The organism is Fortiea sp. LEGE XX443, assembly GCF_015206815.1.
GTDB lineage: Bacteria > Cyanobacteriota > Cyanobacteriia > Cyanobacteriales > Nostocaceae > Nostoc_B.
The window spans coordinates 1-24162 of the sequence record NZ_JADEXZ010000083.1 but is presented as its reverse complement, the minus strand read 5'-3'; the positions used below and the strand labels follow the sequence as shown (position 1 = coordinate 24162).

The following is a 24162-nucleotide window of genomic DNA, read 5'->3' as shown; positions in this document are numbered from 1 at the left end:
CGATTAGTTCGAGATTATGAGTTATTGCCCGAAACATCGGAGACGTTTATTTACCTTGCCATGATCCGGATCATGGTGAGGCGATTGGCATAAAATTTCACCACTCAAAACTTTTCAAACACCCTCTTAGGGCCACCAAATCAACCCGATACATTCGACTTAATCAAGAAACTGTCTTTTGGTAATTGGCAAGGAATTAATCCTCTAATTATTGCCTTATTCAATCTTATGGGTGTTTGGCCTCTTGTATACAGTGCAGTAATATTCACTGACGGTAGAGGTCAAAAAATCTCCGCTTGGCTGTTTGCTACAGCCTCTTTTGGAGTTGGTGCATTTGCTTTGTTGCCTTATTTATTTTTACGAGAAACGAATCAAAAGTTTGTTGGTCAAAAAAATGTTTTGCTCAAGCTACTAGATTCCCGGTTGACGGGTATTATCCTCACAGTAACAGCAGCTATACTAGTTGCCTATGGTGTGCAAGGTGGCGATTGGGTAGATTTTATCCAACAGTGGCACACTAATCGTTTTATCCATGTAATGAGTTTAGATTTCTGTCTACTGAGCTTATTATTTCCAGCATTGCTAGTAGACGATATGGCGCGTCGAAATTGGAACAATTTGCAGATTTTTTGGTTATAAGTTTGATTCCGTTATTTGGCCCTTTGCTTTATTTATGTGTACGTCCACATTTACCAGAAACTGATGAAATTGATACACTCAATCCACAAGTAAGTAGAAAGGTGCAAATAAACCGAACTATGTAACGGAAAGTAAAGTAGCTTGAAAACCTCTTCCCTTCTGCCCTCTGCCTCCTGCCTTGTCATAACGACAATTTTTAACACCGACCTACTTAACATTGAATAACCCCAGGTAAATTTCATGTATGGGGGAATTTCCGTACTTGATATTCTGCTAACTCCACCATCTGATATGTATTCCCCAGTGCTTGGGCAAATTTCCCATCAATCACGGCTAAATCTGCTGGGGAAATAGCCTTCCACTGCTCTCGTGTTTCCCAACGAATAATCAAAGTCACTTCCGAAGGGTTGTTGGGGTTAATCCAGACTTCTTTACTGAGAAATCCTGGATACTTAGCCAATGCAGTTGTCCAAATTTCCGCATCCTTCTGGATAAATTTTTCTCGCAGATTTGGGTCAGTCTGAAATTTTAGCAGTTCTATAACCACACTCATTCATTCCTTGTGTTTGCCAATTTGCCAAAATAGAGATGTAGGCTAGAATAACTACGCTTCCAGCATAGCTTGATTGCATACACTCAAGAGCAAGGAGGCTGGTTTGAAATAAGTAACAGGAAGGCAGTATGGACAGCAACAACTGGTTGCAACAGCTAATGATGGTTGGTATTGGTACAACGTCTTTGGTAGCAGAAAAATTGCGGGAAGTTAGTGATGAATTAGTCAAAGACGGCAAGCTAAATCCCGAACAAGCTAAAGCAGTAATGGATGATATTGTACAACAGCTAAAGTCGGAGCAAGGAAACTGGGACGCTCAAATGCAACGACAAATGCGTAATATGATGCAGGATTTAGGGGTGGCGCGTCAGTCTGAGGTTGATGAATTACGGGGTAGAATTGACCGTTTAGAACGTCAAGTACGCGATTTAGAAAATAAGCTTTGGCGTTAAAATGCCCTTTCTGATTTAAACTAGTGGTGTCCTGTTGGTATTCCTTTTGCCAAAAGACCTCAGTAGGGAGGACTAATTTTGAAAGCGATTTTACTCAGCGTGGGTTTCATGCTGGTTTGTGTTGTGGTTTTGGTATTAGGGCAATTAGGCGGTAAACAAGATACTGCTATTGCTGCTAATTTGACCCAATTGCAATCAGCGCCCATTACCGTTACGGAAAACAATACTCTGATAGCGAGCAACGCAATGTCTGAAGCCAAGTCTGAAGCCAATGTTGTCACGACTCCCTCTGGATTGAAATACGTTGAAATAGAAGAGGGAACTGGCGCGACTCCTGAATCTGGTCAAACGGTTGTAGTTCACTACACCGGCACTTTAGAAAATGGGACTAAGTTTGATAGTTCCCGCGATCGCAACCGTCCTTTTAGCTTTACTATCGGCATTGGACAGGTGATCAAAGGTTGGGACGAAGGACTTAGCACGATGAAAGTTGGCGGTCGTCGTCAGTTAATTATCCCCGCAGATTTAGGCTATGGTTCTCGTGGTGCTGGTGGCGTGATTCCACCCAACGCTACCCTGCTTTTTGATGTGGAATTATTAGAAGTTAAATGAAGTATGAAGTGTGAAGTATGAAGTCTGAAATTTTATGCTTCACACTTTAATAATTTGGTCTAGCTAGGTTTTTAAACTTTGTATATTGTGGGTCAAATAAAAGTTTCACTGTACCTGTTGGGCCGTTGCGGTGTTTCGCTACAATTATTTCTGCTATGCCGCGATCGGGTGTATCTGGTGAATAATATTCATCACGGTATAACATAATTACTAAATCGGCATCCTGCTCGATCGATCCCGATTCTCTCAAATCAGACAGCATTGGGCGCTTGTTGGTACGTGCTTCTACGCCACGACTTAACTGAGATAAAGCAATTACAGGCACAGATAATTCACGAGCTAAACCTTTGAGCGATCGCGTAATGCGAGATAATTCTTGTACGCGGTTATCGCCTCCGCCTTCCATCAATTGCAGGTAGTCTATTACAATCAACCCTAAGTCTGCGCCTTGTTCGGCTTGCAGTCGTCTGGCTTGAGAGCGCATTTCGTTGACTGTGATATTTGGGGTATCATCTATATAAATTGGCATCTCAGAAAGCATCCCAATCGCCCGACTTAACGGTTCCCACTGGGTTTGACTAATGCGTCCACTTCGCAGATAACCAGATTCAATTCCCGCCTCACTCGCCAATAGTCGCTGTACTAGCTGTTCTTTAGACATTTCTAAGCTAAAAACCGCCACTGGTAATTTATAACCTGCGGCGATATTATGAGCTAGGTTTAAGCAGAACGCGGTTTTTCCCATTGATGGCCGGCCCGCAACGATAATCAAGTCAGAACGCTGAAAACCGCTGGTCATGGCATCTAAATCGTAGAAGCCGCAAGGAATCCCAGGTAAAGCGATACCTTGATGGCGTGTTTCAATATCTTGGAAAGTATTGACTAAAGTATCAGAAATGTGAACTAAACCTGATTGTGGACGTTCTTGAGTTACTCCAAAAACTTTCTGTTCTGCTTTGTCTAAAACTATGGGCAACTCGGTTTCTGTTTCGTAACCGAGATGTACAATTTCATTACCAGCTTTAATTAATTGTCGCCGCAGGTGTTTTTCCATCACCAACCCGGCTAAAGCGTCGATATTAACGGCTGATACTGTGCGGTCTACCAGGGTAGCTAATTTATTTCTCCCACCAATCCGAGCCAGTAGCTCATTATCTGTCAGCCAACTGGTAATAGCAAGTAAGTCTGTGGGTTTACCTTGGGCGTGGAGGCGCAGTGCGGCTTGATAGATATCTTTATGAGCGCTAATATAGAAAGCCTCGGGAACTAGGCGATCGCTAACTCGACCAATCGCTTCTGGGTCTAGTAAAATTCCCCCCAAAATCGCTTCTTCTGCTTCAATATTTTGGGGTGGTAAGCGATTACTACCATCGCCTTGAAAACTTAATTCTTCCGCCATATGCGATTTTGGATGAGTAATCAGGTGTCACTATTACCCTTATAGTCCAAATCAGAAAGCAATTAGACAAAATGAGAAAGTAATATGCCTAATTGCTTACTAAAATCAAATTTCTTTCTTTTCTCAATACCATTAACAGTTGTGATGATTGTAAATCTACACAACTACAGGTGCATTTGCCTGCTTAACTTGCGGTGTCGCTACCATCTGCATCCCGCTTGGTGCGGCTAAGGTTAAACCACGACGCACTGGATGCACAGGGCGTTTTTTAACTAGAGATAGTTGAAACTCAGACAGAATTGTTGCTAGGGCGATTTTCATTTCATACTGGGCAAAAGCTAAACCAATACAGCGACGATTTCCACCACCAAAAGGTAGATATTCGTAAGGAGAAAATTGTCTTTCTAAAAAGCGTTCTGGGTTAAATAGGTTCGGTTGCGGGTAAACTTCTGGGCGATGGTGCGCTAAATAAATACTTGGGATGATAAGTGTTCCTTTGGGCAATTTGTAACCCATAATTTCAATTGGCGATTTTACAACCCTCGCAAAACCATTCATCACAATTGGGTAAATTCGCAAAGTTTCTTGGCAAACTGCTGTCAAATAAGGCAATTTGGCAATATTACTCGGTTCAGGATTAACTCCTAGAGTATGCAGTTCTTGAAGTAGTTTTTCTCGTACTTCTGGTAAACGGTCAATCCAGTAAAAAGCCCAAGTCAATGCAGAAGCAGTGGTTTCATGTCCTGCAACCAACATTGTCATTAATTCATCGCGTAACTCTACATCTGACATGGGTTGCCCATCGTCATAACGAGCCGAAATCAATAAACTCAGGATATCTTGACGATTCTGCCCTGATTCTGTGCGACGTTCTTGAATCAACGGGTAAATAAGTTGATCAATTTGTTGCAGCTGACTTAAAAACTGTCCCCAAGGACTCCATGCACCCCAGTCGCGTTGCATAACTTGAAAAAATAAGGCGGCTGACATCCGCGACGAACTTATCAGGTCTAAGACAGAAGTGAGTAGTTGGCGCAGTTGTTGAAACCTCGTCCCCTCATCTACACCAAACACCACCCGCAAAATAACGCGCATGGTGATTTCTTGCATAGAGGCGCGGATATTGAAGGGTTTACCTATCACCCATTCATTGCTAACTTGTTGCGTTATCTCCTGAATAGTTTGACCGTAAGCCCGCATTCTTTCACCATGAAAAGGCGGTGTGAGTAATTGGCGTTGGCGTTGGTGGCGATCGCCATCCAGTAAAATTAGAGAATTATCACCAAGCAAATATTTTAAAACTCCATCCCCTCCACCAATGTGAAAGTGACTAGCATCAGCCGTAAAAATCTGCTCTAATGCTTGAGGATGACTAAAATACACAAAATGATTCTCACCTTTGCGCCAAATCGTAAAGTTATCACCGTAAACTTTGGCAAAACCCTCAACATACTCTATTGGCTGAAAAATAAACTTAATTAGTCGCAGCCAGTACGGTACTCTTGGCCCATCAGGCAAACTGTTAGTTACTGTCATATAATTTTGCAAGAGTTAATGATGACTCATTTTTATTTTGGCGAGTTTTTCTGCGACTGCGGGTAACACAAAGCGGTATATTCTTGTATGGCAGGGTCGGAAGTCATACCAATTTCAAAAAAGAATAGGGCAAATGGATTTATAGAACCCACACACTCAAAACCATTCCCAATCCAAAACCTAAAATCCACAGTTGTACAAGCAGTGCCAAAAATCGTCGCTATCCTCAACGGTAAAGGAGGAGTCGGCAAAACGACTACCTCAATCAATTTAGCTGCACAGTTTGCCAAGCAAAGGAAAGTGCTGCTTGTAGATACAGATATTCAAGGTTCTGCCAGTTGGTGGTTTGGACGCAATGAACAAGGGATGGGATTTGATTTATCTCAAGAGACAGATCCACAACTTTTAGAACATTTACGCAAAATAAAAGGTTACGATTTAGTAGTGGTGGATACGCCTCCGGCGCTGCACTCTGAAGCATTGGCAACAGTAGTAGCGATCGCCGATTATATCGTTTTACCTACACCCCCAGCCGCAATGGATTTAGCTGTCTTAATTGAAACAGTTAAGGCAGCAGTTGTCCCCACAGGAGTTCCTCATCGTGTACTCTTAACTAAAGTCGATGCGCGGAGTATTGCTGAAGCTATAGAAACGCAAAACACTCTTGTAAAGCTGGGGATTCCTGTTTGCAAAGGCTTCATTCGTACTTATAAGGCTCACGAACGAGCCGCATTAGAGGGTGTTGCAATTAATCAATGGCGGGGAAAGAATGCTTGGGAGGCGGAATCAGACTACCGCCGCGTGGCTGATGAACTACAGCGTGAATGGAGAAAATAATGGCTAGGAAACAACAAAGTATTTCGGACTTAATTCAAGAAGAAGCACAAAAATTAACACCAAATAGCGCAGTAGATGAAACTGCAATTGAAGTTGCGGCTGTACCAGTTGCTGAACAAACGAATTCCACAGAAGCAGAATTACCCACAGAAACATCTGAGTCAGCATCTGCTAAACGTAATATTCCTACCAAAGCAGACTTAGAAACTACTATTACAGATTTAAAAACAACTTTAGAAAAAAATCAGGCAACAGAAAAAGCGCTCCAAAAGCAAATTAAAGATTTACAATCAGCTTTATCTAAACAACAAACATCGGTAGAAAGCTTGACAAAAGAGCTTGAAGAGACTAAACAAACAGCCCTCCACCTAGCAGAAGCTAATTCTAAACTAATAGAAGAAAATAAAGCTTTACAACAACCCCAGCAAAGCATCGTTAAACAATCAAAGGCAAATTATTACCAATCTGATTATAGAAAATCTCACCGCTCACCGGAAAGGCTACCCGATATGCCAGCAGAAACCAAAGATGATTTCGCGGCAAATACTTGGTTATATGACTAAGTAGGTCGGTGTTAAAAATTGTCGTTATGACAAGGCAGGAGGCAGAGGGCAGAAGGCAGAAGGGAAGAGGTTTTCAAGCTACTTTACTTTCCGTTACATAGTTCGGTTTATTTGCACCTTTCTACTTAGTAGAAATATAAAGTGTGAAGTCTGAAATGAGGAAATTTACTAGTAGATGAAGGCACAGTAGCCGGGGGAGAAATAACTCTTAACTCAGCACTCAGCACTCCTAACTCAGCACTCCTAACTCAGCACTTCAAGTCGTAGTAGGATCGTTCAAGTGAAAGGGTAAGCCTGATGCAGTGATTTGCGATGCCTAACGGCAAGCCGCAAAGCATCTACGCAATCAGACACCCTAAAATTAGAGCAAAAGACGATTCCTAAAATAAGCACACTCCATGCGTATTTCTCTTAACTGGCTGCGGGAACTAGTAGAAATCAAACTGAGCCACGAAGAATTAGCCCACACCCTGACAATGGCTGGGTTTGAAGTAGAAGATATTGAAGACCGCCGCACTTGGGCTAATGGCGTTGTTGTGGGGAGAGTGCTTGAGCGTCAACCCCACCCCAACGCTGATAAATTAAGTGTTTGTCAAGTCGATGTCGGTGCAGATGAGACTTTAAATATTGTCTGTGGTGCATCTAATGTCCGTGCAGATATTTATGTCCCAGTCGCCACCGTGGGTACTTATCTACCCAACATCGATTTAAAAATTAAACCGGCAAAACTGCGCGGTGTCCCATCTGTGGGTATGATTTGTTCTTTAAAAGAACTCGGTTTGCCTACCGATGTAGACGGAATTCATATTTTTTCTGAGGAAAATCTGCCTATAGGTAGTGATGTCCGCCCGTTACTTGGTTTAGATGATGTAATTTTAGATGTGACTGCCACTGCTAACCGTGCTGATGCTTTGAGTATGGTAGGGATAGCGCGAGAAGTAGCAGCATTGACTGGTGGTAAGTTAAGTATTCCCGAACCTGGGGAAGTTGTTGTAACTCAAAATGTAGGTAAGTTAGCTTTAAAAATTGCCGATACCCAAGCTTGCCCCGCCTACATTGGTACAGTAATTGAACAGGTCAAAATTGCCCCATCTCCTGAGTGGTTACAACAACGCTTGCGGGCTGCGGGGGTGCGCCCAATTAGTAATGTGGTTGATATTACTAACTATGTATTGTTGGAATGGGGACAACCTCTACACGCCTTTGACAAAGACCGTTTACAAACTGTCGCTGGCAATGGCAATTTAACTATTGGTGTGCGTTTTGCTAATCAAGGAGAATCCCTGAAAACCTTAGATGGACAAACTCGCAACCTAACAACACAGAATTTGTTAATCACTGCTAACGATAAACCTGTGGCTTTAGCGGGAGTCATGGGGGGAGAAGAAACCGAAGTTCATGATGGTTCGCAAAACTTAGTTTTAGAAGCAGCATTATTTGATTCCGTAGCTATTCGCCGTTCCTCTCGCAGTGTGGGGTTACGCAGTGAAGCTTCTGGAAGATACGAACGGGGAGTGAACCGTGCAGAGTTAGAAATCGCCTGTCGCCGCGCTTTAGCTTTAATTAGCGAATTGGCTAACGGTGTAATTGTTCATCAAGAAATTGCTGATACTCGTCCCGATCCTACTACCTGGAGTCGTTCAATTGCGCTGCGTTTAGATAGAGTAAATGAAGTGTTGGGGCCGATTGATTTGGGTGAAGACACAGGAGAATTACAAGAAAGGGACATTGTAAGGATTTTAACTGCGTTGGGATGTCAGCTAACACCATCGGGAGAACGCACTTGGAATGTGGCTGTCCCTCCCTATCGTTACCGCGACTTAGAACGGGAAATTGATTTAATTGAAGAAATTGCTCGTCTCTACGGCTATGATAATTTCTGCGATACTTTACCCCAAAAAGCCGAAGCTGGCTATCTACCAATAGATCAAGAATTGGTGCGAAAGTTGCGTGCTTCCCTGCGAGCAGAAGGTTTGACAGAATTAATTCAATACTCTTTGGTAAAACCAGGGGATAATCGGCAGATAGTCTTAAGTAATCCCTTATTTACAGAATATTCGGCATTACGCACCGATTTAATGGCTGGGTTGATTGATGCTTTTCAATACAACTTAGAACAAGGTAATGGTTCTCTCAACGGCTTTGAAATCGGGCGAATTTTCCAGCAAGAAGAAGACGGTTTGCAAGAAGCCGATGCGATCGCTGGTATCTTGGGAGGAGATAGAACCCTCGGCAAGTGGTCAAAAGGTGGACGTGAACAACCTATGACTTGGTTTGAAGCCAAAGGCATTTTAGAAAGTGTCTTTCAGCAATTAGGATTACAAGTAGAATATCAGCCAGATTGTCGTGATGAGCGTTTACACCCTGGACGCACCGCTTCTTTATGGATAGGAGGTAATCGACTGGGTGTATTTGGACAACTGCATCCCCAACTGCGCCGAGAAAAAGATTTACCAGATGCAGTGTATTTATTCCAGTTGGATTTAGATGTGCTTTTGAATGCTCTAGATCAAGATGAAATTTTGATTCCCACCTTCAAGTCTTATTCTACTTACCCAGCGAGCGATCGCGATATTGCCTTTTTTGCCCCGGTGAAAGTTTCAGTAGGGGAAATTGAAAAAGCCATTACCCAAGCTGGTAAAGGCTTGCTGGAATCGGTAGAAATATTTGATGAATATCGCGGCGAAAATGTCCCCCAAGGACAACGGAGTTTAGCCTTTCGTCTAGTATATCGAGCCAGCGATCGCACTCTCACTGATACCGAGGTTGAACCTGTACACAACAAAGTTCGTGAAGCCTTAGTCGAGAAATTTGGCGTTAACCTCAGAAGTTAAAATTAAAAAGTGCTGAGTAGTAAATTACTCAGCACTTAGTACGGGCTGAACGCCCCGCTACCGCTAACAGCACTCAATAGACTTTTTGCGTCGCAGAGTCCGTCCTAACAACAATAAACCACCTAAAGCAAGTAAGCTTGTAGTAGTTCCAGCTTCCGGTACTCTAGTAACTCTGATACGCGCAATCTGATAACCGGGAACTGAGAAATCAGCGTTCGCCGCAATTCGTTGGCCATTAACTTCAAAATCTACAATACCACCACCTCCAGGAGGCAGAAGGCCAGAATGGAGGCGTACAACACCATTTTCAGGAATACTATTGAATACCTCTGATAAAAAATAAGGTACGTCATTCGGGTCTTCACTATTGACCTCAGTTCCAGCATCCCAAACCTGATTTCCTAAAACAATGAAGTCAGCACCCTTAAAGTTACCTTGAGCATCAAAGATTTCAACTGCATTCGGCTCATCATTAGCGATAAAAGCATCATTGCTAATACCAACCATAGCCGCATAGCTAAAGAACCGATTGCGAGCAGGATCGGCGTTGAAATTAAAAGTCAGTGATTCTTGTTTTCCAGGGAGTAACGTCCCAAAAAAGGGGTCTTCTCTACGAGTAAATGTTACCAAGTCTTGATAACCACCATTCTGTCCTGCCGAACTAGCTGCAAACGCACCAGAAAGTAAATTTTGTGGTGCAGGAAACCTGCTCAAATCAAGACCAAGTGCGGCTGCTTGAGCAATAACTTCAGGTGTCAATCTGCCTTGTGGATCACCTGTAATTCCATCTTCGGCTAAAAATTCTATGTATCCTGGATCAGGCTCTCCAGCATTTAACGTATCAAAGCTGCCATCGTGGAAGCTGAACCATAGAGGAGCTACAACCTGACCATTCTGAGGAGCTAGGTTTTCCACAGAGACTTGGAAGGTAGCAGCTTGAGCATTTGATGGGTTAGATGCGATCGCTAATGTAGCACTAAGTCCTATGAGTGTAGCTTTGAGATTCCGATTTTTACGGTTTTTCATGCTTTTTTGAGACAAACTCTTAAGATTAAGTGTTTAATATTGCTGCACCAGCATCGTACCATTACTAGTGGTATGTAATAAATTAAGCAAATATTAAAGAAAACCAAGCATAGGTGTGGATTTTACAGAAGCCGACAGGTAATATATTCAATGCGGCCTAAATTTTGGAAAAACTCACAGTTGTAAATAATGCCGTTTAATTTTTGTCGGTTCTGATCAAATTCTTGCAGCGAATCCAAAGGTCACTATGCCCAAATATGTACTCTGGGGAACTTACTGCGACGACGTTTTAGAAAAACGCGCCCCTCACCGTCAAGCTCATTTAGATGGTTTAGCCAAACAAAAAGAATCTGGTGTGTTGATTACCATTGGCCCCACTAAAGATGTCACCAAAGTTTTTGGTATTTACGAAGCTGAAAACGAAGCCACTGTCCGCCAATTAATCGAAAATGATCCCTATTGGCAAAATGGAATTTGGACAGAATACTCCCTCAAAGAGTGGATTCAAGCTTTTTGAAGCCTGAAGTGTAAAGTATGAAGTATAAAGTATGAAATTGGTTTTTCTTCCAGCCTTCATCTTTGACATTTCATACTTCTTTAGTCAATATGTCAGGTTAATTATTGTCCACCGAATAAAAATAACAGGGATTTAATTAAGGCTAAAATTACTAACTTTTAGTAGATGCAATTATATTTTTATTTATGCAATTATTAAAATATTCTGATCTCAGATAACATTGCTATTGTCTAGAATAAAGGATAAAAGGGTTAGCGATCGCTAATAATTTAGTTGTTCCCCAATCGTTGAATTTTTTAGAGGGTATTACCCATGCAACACATGCTAAAACGTACATTTCTATCTAGTTTGATGGCTGCAAGTTTGGCCAGCGTCAGCTTAGTTCCAGTTCAATCTGCTGGTGCTGATGATAGAGTTATACACAATGCAGCTATTGGAGCCGGTGCTGGTGCAGTAACCGGAGCTATAACGGGTTGCGGTTCTGTATTAAATAATGCTGTCATAGGTGCTGCGGCTGGTGCGGCTGTCAACGGTGCAAACGGTCTGAGAACAAGAAACGCCAGAAGAAGAAATGGCCGGAGAATTGTTCAAGATGTGGGTGTAGGTGCTGGCGCTGGTGTATTAGCAGGCGCGGTTACTGGCGGTTGTAGAACTACCTGGAAAAATGGTGTTAATGGTGCTGCGGCTGGTGCGGCTGTCAATATCCTAGATCCCAGAAACAGAAGAAGATAATTTGTAATCGATAATTCGTAATTTATCACCAAGTACGAATTATCAATTGCGGATTACGCCAATCCAAAAAAAATCTGATCATCTATAAGGCAATACAGTTCAGTTATAGCAGGTGACAGGGAACAGGTGACAGGTGACAGGGTTAAAAGTCTTTTAGTGCATGAGTTTTATCATTGGCCGATGTCCTAACTGCCTTGGCTACTGCCATAACAGATTTCTATTTGATTGTGTTGGAAAAAACCAAGAATTGGGGGATTCTCCCCCATACCCCCAATTGGGGGCATTCTGCCGCCCCCAAACCCTCTACAGAAGGATGGTTGTGTTTGGGCTGAAGTTTCGATTTTTCCTTAAGTGAACTGTATTGATCTATAAGGGCGCAAGGCTTTGCGCCCTTATTTTTTTATGCTTGCAACTGACACAACAACAAACCAAACCATTGATTTGAGTCAGTCCATGTTTGAATAGGGACTAAGCCACGTGTTTTGAGTTGTTGCTGTATGGTTTTCAGGTCGAATTTGCGAGAAATTTCTGTCAGGATAGTTTCGCCAGTTGCAAAATTAACGGTGAGATTGAGAGATTTTAATTGTACAGTTTGCGATCGCAAGCTTCGCAAGTGCATTTCAATTTGATGTGCCGTTTCATGATAAAATGACCAGTGTTCAAACTGTGTTGTATTAAAATCGCCTTCAAATCGTCGATTTAAATGCTCTAGCATATTGATATTAAACGCTGCTGTCACTCCTTGGCGATCGTTGTAAGCAGGTTCCAAAATTTCTTTCGGTTTTTGTAAATCTATTCCTAGTAAGAAATACTCACCTACTTGCAGAGCATTTGTAATTTGAGAAAAGAAATTATCACATTCTTGGGGGTTGAGATTCCCTAAAGAGCTACCAATAAAACCAACCATTCGACTAGGTGACTGAGTTGGTGGGAGTTGTGCCAGAGCCATTTCATAGGTTCCGGCTAGGGCGTAAACTTGCAGTGAGGGGTAATCTCCGAGTAACTGTCTAGCACTATTTTCCAACATTCCGGCACTTACATCTATTGGCAAATAGCGCTGAAGATAGCCCAACTCTTGGTAAGCATCCAGCAAAATCCGGGTTTTTGTCGAACTACCACTACCAAGTTCAACTAATTCACAAGCACCTGTGATTTGGGCAATTTCGCCAGCATACTGTTGTAAAATTGCCGTTTCTGTGCGTGTCAAGTAATATTCTGGCAACTCACAGATTTGTTCAAATAAATCAGATCCTTGATCATCATAAAAGTAATATGCAGGTAAAGATTTGGGGATTTGAGTTAATCCCTTGACGATATCACTCCCCGCCGTGGACGTAACTATTCGGGTTGCTTCTACCAAACGCTTTATCTGTAGGCGTTCTTCAATGCTTTTTTGGGAAGTAACTTTGCTGCTAACAACTTTAGAAATTGACATTTAACCTCCGCAGACTTGCAGTGTAATTGATTCTTTGTAAACGCAAGCTTTATCTCAGCCAGTGAAACACACAGCCATAGCTGCTAACATCACGCCTGAGCAAGATTAATCTAGATTTATCACTATATTTACGGATTTTCCCATTAAAAAAGCACTAAATTTTCATTAATCAGCACTTGTAGCACAGCGGAACCCAGCAAAGATTTGGCGCACACCGGGATGATACCAATTACGAAAACTAGAACGCAGTACCCACGGACGAGTTGCCCAACTACCACCTTTTAATACACGGTGTTGGCTGTCAAAATAAACTTGGGAGTAACCCACATAAGGGTAACTTTGGAAACCTTGGTAAGGTGCAAACCAAGAGGCCGTCCATTCCCAAACGTTACCTAAGGTATCAGATAAACCGTAAGCACTTTGTCCGGCGGGGTAAGTATCAACTGGAGTTGTCTGACCAATGAGGCGATCGCAATTACAATATTCAGGTGTGGGTATATCTTCACCCCAAGGATAGATGCGACGACGTTGATTGTAAGCATCCCAACTCACTGCTTTTTCCCATTCGGCTTCTGTGGGTAGGCGCTTTCCGACAAACCGCGAATATGCCTCAGCTTCGTACCAACTTACACCACATACTGGATGATCATCATAGCGGCGATCGCTACACCAATAAAGCGGTTGTATCACCCGCTCTGTTTGTAGCCATCGCCACCCATCTTCCGACCACCAGCGTTGATTTTCGTAGCCTCCCGCCGCCATAAATTCCTGATACTGTCCACAAGTCACAGGATAACGGTCAATCCAGTAAGTATCCAGATATACGCGATGATTGAGAATCTCATTATCCAACGCATCAATAGAATTGTTTCCCTGCTCAAACTCCCCAGCCGGAATCATCACCATCTCGCTGAGAGTGCTGAGTCCTGTTAGCGGAAGCGGGGCGTTTAGCCCGTGCTGAGTGCTGAATAAGATATTCTTCCCCTGCACCCCTGCACCCCTGCACCCCTGCTCCTCTGCTCCGTATCCTCTTTTCGCCATTTCCAACACGTAGCTGATAATCTCACAGTGTTGACTTTCGTGCTGAATTAAAAAACGCCACAGACGTTCTTGCGGTTCAATATTAGCTACTTCAATATGCTCATGCACTTTGTCTCGAACTGTGTGCAAGTAATAACCGATTTCTTCTAAATTTGGTAATTGCACACGTTCCGATTTAGGTAAACCATCAGATGCAAACAACTTGCGATATTGAGGGAATAAACACCGCAAACCCGCACTGTGTTCTAGCAACCATAAAGATTCAGTGTAAGCGATATGCCCCAAATGCCAGCCAATGGGACTAAAGTCAGGATGATACTGACTGCGAAATATAGTGTCGTCTATATTTTCAAACAGCTTGAAAGTTTTAAAACGACATTCATTTAAGGCATAAAAAATCGCCTCTTTGGTGCTAGAGTTGCTCAACTTTGATATCACAGTCTTCTCCCACACTGATGATGCTATTTTCTGGACAAGGATTCCATTTACCAAGAAATAAAGGTTCCGAGGCAATAATTACAGAGTTCGGAAAATTGAGATCATCCCGTATCCAATACAAAGATGGATTTGGTGAACCAATAGCAAAGCGAGAAGCTATTAGGCGTTTCCCGTCACTCAAAACGATGTTTGCTAAAACCTTGATTTGATGGCGTTTTGCCATTTCAGAGATGGTTAATAGAGTAGAGCGTAAAGCATATTCGGGAGGACGATGTTTGTTAATTTGACTCTGAGAAAGTAACAACGCAAATAGATGCTCAGAATCGGTACTGCCATGAATTTTGTTGTACAATTCTGGAGTTAAAGTGCTACGAATTCTTCTGTGTAATGTTTGCCGGAAATTTTCAATGAATCCATTGTGTAGGAATAGCCACTTTTCATGATTGAATGGCTGACAATTGGCAAAATCTAGAGCTTGTCCTAGTGTGGCGCTACGTACATAGGCCAAGACACAACTTGATTCTACATAACGGCTCAGGCTTGGTAAGTTAATATCATTCCAAATCGGTAATGTATTTTTGTAGATATAAGGATCAGTATCTTTTTGCGTATGATACCAACCCATACCAAAACCATCTGCATTAACTACCCCAGAAGTCATTTCGCGGGGTTGGTAACTTTGAACAATGAGAGAATGCTCTGGTTTATACAAAAGATTCTCTAAAGAAACAGGCGAACCGAGGTAGGCAAGTAAACGGCACATGACGAAAGTATTTAAGTAGGTCGGTGTTAAAAATTGTCGTTATGACAAGGCAGGAGGCAGAGGGCAGAAGGCAGAAGGGAAGAGGTTTTCAAGCTACTTTACTTTCCGTTACATAGTTCGGTTTATTTGCACCTTTCTACTTACTCCCAATTGCTGTACAGAATAAGCTTAATTGCTGAGATTTGACTGAATAGTAAATAAGTTTGTGCTGTACTTGCCCTCCTTACCCTGCAAAACTCCTGATGAAGCTCAGGTTTTAGATAAACTTATATTATTCTGCCGTAATTGGCGAATTTTCCGGCGGAACCTAGCACAATAAAGTTCAGTTAACGTGAGTTTGACGGATTAAAAAAAACCCTCTCCTACGAGGCTACGGTGTATACACAAATTATCTAATCACCAAAGAAGCAGAGGGGCAGGGGGAAAGAATTTGTATCAGAATTTTCGTGAAATGGTATGACGTACCATCGAAGATTTTCGGTGCGTACTTTTACCTCTACCCGGCCCGCCTTGAATAAACATCACTTGGTGTTGTGTATTTGGGTTGGTATCGAAGAGACTATTTTTAGTCCAGGTTTCTAAATCAAAGAGTTTTGTCTATAGATTTACCATAACGCTGCAAGTATCTCTGATGCGCCTTCACCCAACCTACTCGTGCTAAGAAATAGACTTAACCCAATCGCTTAAAAGTTGATTTACTTGATCTGGTATTTCATCATGGGGACAATGACCTGCTTTGATAAAATATTCGGTAAGCTCAGGATAATATTGCCGAAATTTCTGAGAACGTTCTCTAGCTTTCATCCAAGGATCGGCTTCGCCCAATAATAACAATAAAGGACAAGTTAATTGCTTCAATAGCACATCAACTTTTTCGCCTTGAGGAGTGCTGAAAACAGAAACAAAGACATCAAAAGCACCAGCATCATAAGCGGGGCGATAAATTTCTTCTATTAATTGGTCTGTAATTGCAGTTTTGTCTAAATAAACTTTTTCTAAAGTCTGGCGAATTACCCAACGCTGTCGCACATATTGGAATAACAGAAACTGGGAGAAGGATTGTTGAAAAATCCACTTGACGCTATTGCCTAGTAATTTTTGTAGCGGTGAGGGTTGTTTTGGAGGTTGGATTTGTGATTGTAAGGCTTCTGGTTCGGCTGTGGGTTGGTTGTCGCTAAAGGGGCCAGCGCTGTTGAGTAATACTACCCCAGCAACACTATCAGGATATTGGGCTGCGACACACAAGCAAGCATAGCCACCAAGAGAGTTACCTGCTAAGACGGCTTTTTGACCAATCACTTCACTGATAAAGTCATGGAGTTGGTCACGCCATAAATCGCTACTGTACTGTAATTTGGGTTTTTGCGATCGCCCAAATCCTAACAAGTCGATCGCAAAGATTTCAAAATCTTGATACAATCCATTGATATTCTTACGCCAGTGGTCTGTGGACGCACCAAACCCATGCACCAAAAGTAAAGGGGGACGTTGGGGTTGTGACTCTCCCGCACGCACATAGTAGACTTTTTGCCCTCGCCATTGCCAATATTGACCAGGAATTGGGTTTGTAGAGGAGGCTGTACTTACCTGCATGATTTTAAGAAATATTAAATAGCTGTTAATAATTGTAAAACAGGATAGGAAAAAGGCAGGGGTGCAGAGAAGCAGGGAGCAGGGGAGAATGAATAATGACTTTTGATTTTTGACAAATGACCAAAGTTACAGGCACTACTAAATTATTAGGCGTAATTGGGCATCCGGTGGAACATTCGCTGTCGCCTTTAATGCACAATGCTGCATTAGCCCAATTAGGATTAGATTACGTTTATCTGCCTTTTCCTATAGAACCAGAAAATTTAGCAGTGGCGATCGCAGGTTTTGCGGCTATTGGGGTGATGGGTTTTAGTGTTACAATCCCCCATAAACAGGCAATTATGCCTTTACTTGCAGAAATTACCCCCTTGGCTCAAGCTATAGGTGCAGTTAATACTGTCACCCGCAAAGATAACCAATGGGTGGGGACAAACACTGATATTGAGGGATTTATCGCGCCGTTACAAACAACATATCAACAAGATTGGAGCCAGAAAGTAGCGGTAATTTTAGGTAATGGTGGTGCAGCTAGAGCCGTTGTTGCAGGTTGTCACCAGTTAGGTTTTGCCAAAATTCATGTTGTGGGGCGCAATCAACAGCGATTAACAGACTTTCGTGAAAGTTGGGGGAATTCTCCACTAGCCGAAAATTTGCAAATTCATACATGGGATGCACTAGTAAACTTGATTCCCCAAGCTAATTTATTAGTAAATACAACGCCGATTGGGATGTATCCCCAGGTGGATGAATCACCTTTAAGTACAGCAGAAATGATAAATTTGCCTGGAGATGCGATCGCCTATGATTTGATATATATTCCCCAGCCTACACAATTTCTCCAACAGGCTGAAAAACAAGGAGCAATTGCGATTGATGGATTAGAAATGCTCGTTCAACAAGGTGCAGCCGCCTTAAAAATTTGGTTGCAGCAAGAAACAGTACCTGTAGATGTCATGCGTCAAGCACTGCGCCATCATTTAGGTTTAACGGTAGCTGAACTATGAAGTTTGTCCGTCCCTGAGAACTAGTAACTACAATTTTTCCTTGCAGATATTCCACGAGTTTTTTGACTAAAGTTAACCCCAGTCCTGAACTGCTATATTGTGCAGATGCGCTTTCGGGAATCTGGCTCGTTGAATCAAAAATAGATGATTTATCTGGGTTTTTAGTTTCAGGTATGCGGTAAAACGGTTCAAAAATTCGAGATTGTTCTTTTGAGGAAATTTCCACCCCAAAATTGCTCACAGTAATTTGCACCCAAGAAATTTGAGGATGAGGTGATTCGCTTTCAGAGCTAGAAACAATCTCAACAGTGACGGTAATCCTCTCTCCGACAGGAGTATATTTGCAAGCATTAGTAAGTAACTCTGATATAATCCGAGTCAAAATAGCCAAATCCGTGACTAAATGTGGTAAATCAGGAGGAACATCAACTGTCAAAATCAGCCTTTGAGTTTGGGTAAATTGCTGAAAGCTCTCAGCAATGTGAGGTAGCCAGTCTTGGAGATGAATAGCAGATAATTCCAAGGGATACATATCTGCATCAATGAAGCGCATATTCAGCAAATCGTCTATTAAATTTAGCTCACGTTCGCATTCGTAACGCACAATATTAAGGTAGTATGCTACAGACTGAAATTCAGGAGGTTTACCTGAGTTAATCATGCGCCGCCGATCCAAAAGATTTTCGAGCATAGTAATTGCCATTTTGATATTTGACAAAGGCGTTCGCATTTCGTGAGAAGTTGCTGTTAAAAAATCTTCTTTCAACTGATTTAGTCGTTGAAGTTCTGCCATTTGAATTTCTAGTTGACTGGCTCGTTCAGCTGCGAGGTTGCGTTCTGCGGTTAATCTGCGTTGTGTGTCATCTCGGAACACCATCACTGCACCTGTAATTTTACCGTTGTTGTCGCGCAGAGGTGCAGCACTATCAGCAACGGGAATAGTTTTGCCGTCTTTGGTAATTAGTAAAGTGCGATCGCGTAAATATATAGTAGTTTCTTGTTGCAGGGCTGAGTTAATGGGATTTGCTATAGGTAGCTGAGTTTGTTCGTCAACCAGTGGCAAAACTTGATCTAAAATTTGGTCTTTTGCTGCATTTAATTGCCAGCCTGTGAGTGCTTCTGCTACCTGATTCAGGTACTTGACACGCAACTGTAAGTCAACCACAATTACCCCATCCCCCATACCTCGCAGCACAGTACTCAAAAACTGCTCACGTTCATAACGACTTAGCGCCGTTTGGATAGCAACGTAAAGTTCTTGCTCTCTGATGGGTTTGAGGATGTAACCAAAGGGAAACGTCAGGGTTGCTCGCTCTACAGTACTTTTATCAGAGTGTCCTGTGACGTAGATGATAGGGATTTGCAGTTGATTCCAGATTTGTTCTGCGGCTTGGATACCGTCCATCTCACCCCGCAGCCGGATATCCATCAAAATCAAATTTGGGCGTAACTCATTCGCTTTTTCCATAGCTAATTCGGCAGAATCGGCAATGTCAACAACTTTGTATCCCAGAGACTCTAGAGTTTCTTGTAAGTTGATAGCAAGAATATACTCATCTTCAACAATCATGACTTGAACTGTGTTGGTTTTGTTTGCATCAAAAGAGATATTCATCATATTCATGCTCTGCTTTTTGTAAATTTAATTTTAAATTCTGTTCCTTGCTGAGAGTTAATTTCAATACTTCCCCTTAACTGCTTCACCAATCCCTGGACAAGAGTTATACCCAAAGTTTTTACCTTTTTGTTATCAAAATCAGCAGGTAAACCAATGCCATTATCTCGAATAATGAGTATTAAATTGGATTGATTTTGTTGGGACAACTTGACCTGAATTTCACCAGCACGGTGATCAGGAAAAGCGTATTTCAGAGCATTAGAAACTAGTTCATTGATAATCAAACCACAAGGAATAGCAGTTTCAATATCTAAGCTGGCACTGTCAACTTGGATATTTAGTTTAATACTGTTGGGACTAACATTATAAGAGTCAAATAAATGAGTTGTCAGGTCTGGGATGTATTGGGCAAAATCTATATTGGCTAAATCGTCCGAGCGGTAGAGTTTTTCGTGAACTAAGGCAATAGAAGCAATACGATTTTGGCTATCGCGCAGAATTGCCGTTGCTTGTGTATCTTGTGTGCGGCGGCATTGCATTTGCAGTAAGCTGCTGACAATTCCCAAGTTGTTTTTAACGCGATGGTGAATTTCTTTAAGTAATACTTCTTTTTCTTTGAGAGATGCTTTAATTTTTTCTTCTGCTTGCTTGTGTTCGGTGATGTCTTGTTGCACAGCAACCAAGACTTTGCCATATTCAGGATGATCAAACACAGAGGTTGTTGCACTACACCAAAACGGAGTACCATCTTTTTTGACATTATGGACTTCATAGGTAGCTTCACCATTTTTTAAGACAGCAGCCCTAATAGCTTGATTAACCTCTTCAGCTTTAGTATGATCATCTGCATAATTTACAATGGATACATGCAAACCTGTTAATTCATTGGAATTATAACCAAACATTTGCTCAAATTTGGGATTAGCATAGACAATAATTCCATCAACCGCTCGAACTAAGCATATTCCTTCGGCTATGTTGCGAGTAATCACTGCTTGCAGTTCTAGCATTTGTTGAGCGCGTTTTTGCTCTGTGATATTGATGCTACTACCAACAATGCGATAAATGCGTGAATTTTCGCCTCTAAGGGGGGTAAGACTAGTAATCCACCAAGTTTCTTGGTCTTTAAAAGGTAAACATTCTTCGTAAGTAATAGTTGCGCCTGCAACTACGCAGTCTTGATAATGCTGTCTTACTATTGCAGCCGCAGCAGATGGAAGAACTTGTTCAGGAGTTTTACCTTGTATTTCATCTGAACGTAAACCTGTCAGTTTTTCATGAGCATAGTTCAAACCCACAAAGCAAAAATCATGATCTACAACATCAACCACAAAAATTGACTGTCCTACGCCGTCATAGATACTGCGTAAAAAGTTTTCCTTCTCTTTAAGTATTTGTTCTGCTAGTTTGCGATCGCGCAGTGCTGCTTGCTGTTCGCTAATATCAATAATCACACCTAACATGCGTATAGGCTTGTCTGCTGCGTTGTAAATCCCTCGTCCTTTTCCTATCAGCCAGCGAGTTTCGCCATTCGGAAGAATCACCCGATATTCTGCTTCATAGTTAGTACGCTGTTGCAACGCATTTAATAAAGCTTGTTCAACTCGTTCCACATCTTCTGGATGAATAGCATCACGCCATAGCTGATATTCGGCTGTTAATGCTTCCGGCTCTAATCCTAGCAAGCGAAAGTGGTTATCGTTCCAGAGAACTTTTCCTGTTTGAACATCCCAGTCCCAAGTACCAATATGGGTAAGTTCCAACGTTAGTCTCTGTTGTTCTTCACTTTTAACTAAAGCTGCTTCTGCTTTTTTGCGTAAGCGAAGCTCGTCGTAGACATCGCTAATATCTGTAACTCTCACCAGATTCATCACTTGTTCAGCAACTTTAATTTGTTTGACTGCAATGTTTCCCCAAAAACAATTACCCTGCTTAGTGAGGTATTCAATTTCTTGACTCCAAAATCCTTTTTGCTGAAGTTGTTCAACGATATTAGCTAACTCCTCAGAGGTAAACTGTCGTTTTTGCAAAGTGTGACCTTCAATCCCAATAAGTTCAGCTTTGCTGGCGACTGCAAATAGTTCTACGGCTCGTTGATTACAGTCTGTAGTTAGTAATGTTTTTGGATCGACTAAAAATATAGCATCGGCTGATTCGTTAAAGATAGCTTCTCGTAAATCTCGACTGCGGATAATTTCTAACTCAATTTGTTTACGCTCTGTAATATCTCGGCCTTCAGGAATTAACAAAACAACTTTTCCCGTCTCGTCCTGAAGCGGACGCAATGAAAAATCAATGGTTGCTATTTGGTGATTTGCTCCAAGAACATCAACTTCATAGCGAATAAAGTTTCCTTGCGCCGCCGAAGCAATTGCTTGTTTTAGTTGCTCTTGTATTTCCGGTGAAATTGTCCACCAGTGGGTTTCCCAAAATGGTTTATTAATCACATCTTCAGACTGAAGTCCAGCAAAATTGAGAGCAGTCTGATTTGCTTCTAGTAAAATTCCATCAACATTTAATAGTCCGGTAAATTGAAATGTATTGTTGAAGATACCGCGAAATCGTCGTTCGCTCTCTTGTAATGCTAATTCTATTTGTTGACGATGGTCAATGTCGGCCAAAGAGCCAACTAGTCGCACTGGATTACCTTGCTCATCCCAAACAGCTTTTGCACGTGATCTAAACCACCCATAACTGCCATCTTTGCGGCGAAGACGATACTCTACGTTATAACTTGGGGTTTGTCGCAATAGATAAGTCTCTTTGGCAGTCATGACTCGTTCATAATCATCAGGATGAATGCGTGTGCTCCATTCATCATTGTTACTGCTCAGTTCATGAGGTGCATATCCCAACATCTCATCCCAACGCTCAGACCGAAAAGTTTGATTAGTTGAGATGTTCCAATCCCAAATTGCTTCATTAGTACCAGCTACAGCTAAATGCCAACGTTCTTCACTGTATCGCAAAGCCGCTTCTACCTGTTGGCGATCGCTGATTTCTCTCTCTAGTTCTTGGTTAGCTGCTTCCAGTTGTGCCGGACTCGGAAAAGCCAGTGCTTTTGGCAGCAAATGTATTAATTCACAAGCTGTGTACAGTGATATTACAGCCGTGATCGCTTTGATGCCACCACTTAACCAATAAGTGGGATACCAGAGCGTCCAAATTTCCATCAAGTGGGTAGTGCCACAAGTAATAATAAATAAAGCAAACAGTAAAAATATCCAGTTAAACGGCAAATCTCGGCGCTTGCGGACAAAATAAAGTAGCGTGAAGGGAATTGAATAATAAGCGATCGCAATTAAACTATCAGATGCAATATGCAGCGCCACTAACTTTGATTGCCAAAGATAGCAATGACCGTGAGGAATAAACTGTTTAGAAGCTAAAAGGGTTTTAAAAAATTCCAGCATCAAGTTGTCTCAAACACAAGTCACTTAAAAATTACATCTATCTTAAGAATAAAAAGTCAAGAATAGGCAATAAGAAATCAATCGTGCAAAAAATTATAGGTTGGGTTTTGCTGTGCAAAACCCAACCTTGTATGCAAGAAATCCACTATTGATCAGACTATGCAGTTTGAGAGTTGTTATTAGACATTTCCTCTGTGCTGGCTTTTAAGCGGCTGACTGAGCTTCTACGGATGCGATCGCTTTTACGCACTCCACCCGCCATCTCATATTCACGGCTGTCTTTACCGTATTTAAACGCCACTCCGATGAGCATTTTTTCTGAGAGGTCACTCAAAGTTTTTTCTAACTCTTTAATCTCCGTTCTGGATGAATTAATCACAGCTAGAGCAGTATTGTAAGCATCTATTTTGGCACGTAATTGCTGCATTATTTGTGCCATATTGTCTAAGTTGCGAGCCTCACCAAAATCTATGTTTGGATCAATTGCTTTTAGTCCAGATGATCTTAACTCAGCTTTTGTCAAAATCGGAGATGTACTTTTTTTGCGATACATGAAATACACTTTTGTTTGAAGGTTATCAACCTAGCTTGACTTACCAAAACTAAATTCTAGGTCAGCAAAACTCACAAATATTTGTATTTTTTCTAAAAATTTTTCTGGCTGTACTAAGTAATAATCCTGTTAAAATAGCTGAGACAATGTATTATTTAATTCAAATTCTAATTGTGATATTGCGATCGTAACGAATCTCATCTGTGTGGTAACGAAATCAATTGCATTCCTAACGAATCTCATCTGTGTGGTAACGAAATCAATTGCGATCGTAACGAATCTCATCTGTGTGGTAACGAAATCAATTGCGATCATAACGAATCTCATCTGTGTGGTAACGAAATCAATTGCATTCGTAACGAATCTTATCTGTGTGGTAACGAAATCAATTGTATTTTTGGCGATTGCGCTTGGCTCAATAGTAGGATGTGTTACGGCTATATCAAAATTTAAATGTTTGTAAGGATTCAGGTCTAAGGGACTTCCAGAGAATAAGATATACAAGCCATAAAAATGATAATCATTCTGAAGGGGGAAAGAGCAGTTGCCGTCGGCAACTGCTCTTTCCTCCCAAATATATGCAAGATAAATGTCTGCACTCAAC

General features: G+C 41.7%; 20 protein-coding genes and 2 pseudogenes. 10 read left to right on the top strand and 12 right to left on the bottom strand.

Annotation, left to right across the window (positions count from 1 at the left end; all coding sequences use genetic code 11):
- Window positions 1-93 (top strand): annotated as a pseudogene (locus tag IQ259_RS23040) (IS5/IS1182 family transposase); the annotation flags it as partial.
- A gap of 30 nt (window positions 94-123) precedes the next feature.
- A pseudogene (locus tag IQ259_RS23035) lies at window positions 124-764 on the top strand (DUF2834 domain-containing protein); the annotation flags it as partial.
- 113 nt (window positions 765-877) lie between these two features.
- Here the strand turns inward: IQ259_RS23035 and IQ259_RS23030 are convergent.
- A complete protein-coding gene (locus tag IQ259_RS23030; RefSeq protein WP_193888353.1) occupies window positions 878-1186 on the bottom strand; it encodes a TIGR03792 family protein in 309 nt (102 codons plus the stop codon).
- A gap of 134 nt (window positions 1187-1320) precedes the next feature.
- Here IQ259_RS23030 and IQ259_RS23025 point away from each other — a divergent pair, with 134 nt between their 5' ends.
- Both IQ259_RS23025 and IQ259_RS23020 read left to right on the top strand, forming a co-directional pair.
- Window positions 1321-1644 (top strand): phasin family protein, encoded by a 324-nt coding sequence (locus IQ259_RS23025; RefSeq protein WP_062292974.1) that lies wholly within the window; start codon window positions 1321-1323, stop codon window positions 1642-1644.
- 78 nt (window positions 1645-1722) lie between these two features.
- Window positions 1723-2256 (top strand): FKBP-type peptidyl-prolyl cis-trans isomerase, encoded by a 534-nt coding sequence (locus IQ259_RS23020; protein ID WP_193888352.1) that lies wholly within the window; start codon window positions 1723-1725, stop codon window positions 2254-2256.
- Window positions 2257-2302: 46 nt separating this feature from the next.
- On the opposite strand, the gene dnaB is transcribed toward IQ259_RS23020, so the two are convergent.
- Window positions 2303-3655, bottom strand: a complete 1353-nt coding sequence (gene dnaB, locus IQ259_RS23015; protein ID WP_193888351.1) for a replicative DNA helicase — start codon at window positions 3653-3655, stop codon at window positions 2303-2305.
- Window positions 3656-3811: 156 nt separating this feature from the next.
- Window positions 3812-5191, bottom strand: a complete 1380-nt coding sequence (locus IQ259_RS23010; protein ID WP_193888350.1) for a cytochrome P450 — start codon at window positions 5189-5191, stop codon at window positions 3812-3814.
- Window positions 5192-5395: 204 nt separating this feature from the next.
- On the opposite strand from IQ259_RS23010, the gene IQ259_RS23005 reads away from it, so the two are divergent.
- The 3 genes from IQ259_RS23005 (at window position 5396) to pheT (ending at window position 9425) form a co-directional block, all read left to right on the top strand.
- Window positions 5396-6028 (top strand): ParA family protein, encoded by a 633-nt coding sequence (locus IQ259_RS23005; protein WP_193888349.1) that lies wholly within the window; start codon window positions 5396-5398, stop codon window positions 6026-6028.
- On the top strand, window positions 6028-6591 hold the full coding sequence (locus tag IQ259_RS23000) for a hypothetical protein (protein ID WP_193888348.1): 564 nt from the start codon (window positions 6028-6030) through the stop codon (window positions 6589-6591). The genes IQ259_RS23005 and IQ259_RS23000 overlap by 1 nt, the downstream gene beginning before the upstream one ends.
- Window positions 6592-6989: 398 nt before the next feature.
- Window positions 6990-9425: a phenylalanine--tRNA ligase subunit beta gene (pheT, locus tag IQ259_RS22995; RefSeq protein ID WP_193888347.1), complete on the top strand. Its 2436-nt coding sequence runs from the start codon at window positions 6990-6992 to the stop codon at window positions 9423-9425.
- Between the two features lie 63 nt (window positions 9426-9488).
- On the opposite strand, the gene IQ259_RS22990 is transcribed toward pheT, so the two are convergent.
- Entirely contained in the window at window positions 9489-10451 is a 963-nt protein-coding gene (locus IQ259_RS22990; protein ID WP_193888346.1) for a spondin domain-containing protein, read from the bottom strand.
- Window positions 10452-10698: 247 nt separating this feature from the next.
- Here IQ259_RS22990 and IQ259_RS22985 point away from each other — a divergent pair, with 247 nt between their 5' ends.
- Both IQ259_RS22985 and IQ259_RS22980 read left to right on the top strand, forming a co-directional pair.
- On the top strand, window positions 10699-10968 hold the full coding sequence (locus tag IQ259_RS22985; protein ID WP_193888345.1) for a YciI family protein: 270 nt from the start codon (window positions 10699-10701) through the stop codon (window positions 10966-10968).
- Window positions 10969-11280: 312 nt separating this feature from the next.
- Window positions 11281-11700: a hypothetical protein gene (locus IQ259_RS22980; RefSeq protein WP_193888344.1), complete on the top strand. Its 420-nt coding sequence runs from the start codon at window positions 11281-11283 to the stop codon at window positions 11698-11700.
- A gap of 400 nt (window positions 11701-12100) precedes the next feature.
- Here the strand turns inward: IQ259_RS22980 and egtD are convergent, their stop codons facing one another.
- The 4 genes from egtD to IQ259_RS22960 form a co-directional block, all read right to left on the bottom strand.
- Window positions 12101-13135 carry an L-histidine N(alpha)-methyltransferase gene (gene egtD / locus IQ259_RS22975; protein ID WP_193888343.1) on the bottom strand — a complete coding sequence of 345 codons (1035 nt, stop codon included), beginning with the start codon at window positions 13133-13135 and terminating at the stop codon, window positions 12101-12103.
- A 165-nt stretch (window positions 13136-13300) separates the two neighbouring features.
- Entirely contained in the window at window positions 13301-14614 is a 1314-nt protein-coding gene (locus IQ259_RS22970) for an ergothioneine biosynthesis protein EgtB (RefSeq protein ID WP_193888342.1), read from the bottom strand.
- Entirely contained in the window at window positions 14589-15377 is a 789-nt protein-coding gene (egtC, locus tag IQ259_RS22965) for an ergothioneine biosynthesis protein EgtC (RefSeq protein WP_193888341.1), read from the bottom strand. Before egtC ends, IQ259_RS22970 begins: the two co-directional genes overlap by 26 nt.
- A 657-nt stretch (window positions 15378-16034) precedes the next feature.
- On the bottom strand, window positions 16035-16970 hold the full coding sequence (locus IQ259_RS22960; RefSeq protein WP_193888340.1) for an alpha/beta fold hydrolase: 936 nt from the start codon (window positions 16968-16970) through the stop codon (window positions 16035-16037).
- A 116-nt stretch (window positions 16971-17086) separates the two neighbouring features.
- Between IQ259_RS22960 and IQ259_RS22955 the strand changes: the two genes are divergently transcribed.
- A complete protein-coding gene (locus IQ259_RS22955; protein WP_193888339.1) occupies window positions 17087-17974 on the top strand; it encodes a shikimate dehydrogenase in 888 nt (295 codons plus the stop codon).
- On the opposite strand, the gene IQ259_RS22950 is transcribed toward IQ259_RS22955, so the two are convergent.
- The 4 genes from IQ259_RS22950 to IQ259_RS27325 form a co-directional block, all read right to left on the bottom strand.
- Window positions 17922-19592: a response regulator gene (locus tag IQ259_RS22950; protein WP_193888338.1), complete on the bottom strand. Its 1671-nt coding sequence runs from the start codon at window positions 19590-19592 to the stop codon at window positions 17922-17924. The genes IQ259_RS22955 and IQ259_RS22950 overlap by 53 nt on opposite strands.
- A 2-nt stretch (window positions 19593-19594) precedes the next feature.
- Window positions 19595-23005, bottom strand: a complete 3411-nt coding sequence (locus IQ259_RS22945) for a PAS domain S-box protein (protein ID WP_193888337.1) — start codon at window positions 23003-23005, stop codon at window positions 19595-19597.
- Between the two features lie 157 nt (window positions 23006-23162).
- Window positions 23163-23558: a hypothetical protein gene (locus IQ259_RS22940; protein WP_193888336.1), complete on the bottom strand. Its 396-nt coding sequence runs from the start codon at window positions 23556-23558 to the stop codon at window positions 23163-23165.
- 129 nt (window positions 23559-23687) lie between these two features.
- A partial coding sequence (locus IQ259_RS27325; protein WP_228014716.1) for a hypothetical protein occupies window positions 23688-24162 on the bottom strand: 475 nt, incomplete at its 5' end.

What these genes read in the sequence shown, in the direction of transcription:
- IQ259_RS23025 (WP_062292974.1), top strand. Translation starts at nt 1,321, where the DNA reads ATGGACAGCAACAACTGGTTGCAACAGCTAATGATGGTTGGTATTGGT.
- dnaB (WP_193888351.1), bottom strand. Translation starts at nt 3,655, where the DNA reads ATGGCGGAAGAATTAAGTTTTCAAGGCGATGGTAGTAATCGCTTACCA.
- IQ259_RS23010 (WP_193888350.1), bottom strand. Translation starts at nt 5,191, where the DNA reads ATGACAGTAACTAACAGTTTGCCTGATGGGCCAAGAGTACCGTACTGG.
- IQ259_RS23000 (WP_193888348.1), top strand. Translation starts at nt 6,028, where the DNA reads ATGGCTAGGAAACAACAAAGTATTTCGGACTTAATTCAAGAAGAAGCA.
- pheT (WP_193888347.1), top strand. Translation starts at nt 6,990, where the DNA reads ATGCGTATTTCTCTTAACTGGCTGCGGGAACTAGTAGAAATCAAACTG.
- IQ259_RS22990 (WP_193888346.1), bottom strand. Translation starts at nt 10,451, where the DNA reads ATGAAAAACCGTAAAAATCGGAATCTCAAAGCTACACTCATAGGACTT.
- IQ259_RS22985 (WP_193888345.1), top strand. Translation starts at nt 10,699, where the DNA reads ATGCCCAAATATGTACTCTGGGGAACTTACTGCGACGACGTTTTAGAA.
- IQ259_RS22980 (WP_193888344.1), top strand. Translation starts at nt 11,281, where the DNA reads ATGCAACACATGCTAAAACGTACATTTCTATCTAGTTTGATGGCTGCA.
- egtD (WP_193888343.1), bottom strand. Translation starts at nt 13,135, where the DNA reads ATGTCAATTTCTAAAGTTGTTAGCAGCAAAGTTACTTCCCAAAAAAGC.
- egtC (WP_193888341.1), bottom strand. Translation starts at nt 15,377, where the DNA reads ATGTGCCGTTTACTTGCCTACCTCGGTTCGCCTGTTTCTTTAGAGAAT.
- IQ259_RS22960 (WP_193888340.1), bottom strand. Translation starts at nt 16,970, where the DNA reads ATGCAGGTAAGTACAGCCTCCTCTACAAACCCAATTCCTGGTCAATAT.
- IQ259_RS22955 (WP_193888339.1), top strand. Translation starts at nt 17,087, where the DNA reads ATGACCAAAGTTACAGGCACTACTAAATTATTAGGCGTAATTGGGCAT.
- IQ259_RS22950 (WP_193888338.1), bottom strand. Translation starts at nt 19,592, where the DNA reads ATGATGAATATCTCTTTTGATGCAAACAAAACCAACACAGTTCAAGTC.
- IQ259_RS22945 (WP_193888337.1), bottom strand. Translation starts at nt 23,005, where the DNA reads ATGCTGGAATTTTTTAAAACCCTTTTAGCTTCTAAACAGTTTATTCCT.
- IQ259_RS22940 (WP_193888336.1), bottom strand. Translation starts at nt 23,558, where the DNA reads ATGTATCGCAAAAAAAGTACATCTCCGATTTTGACAAAAGCTGAGTTA.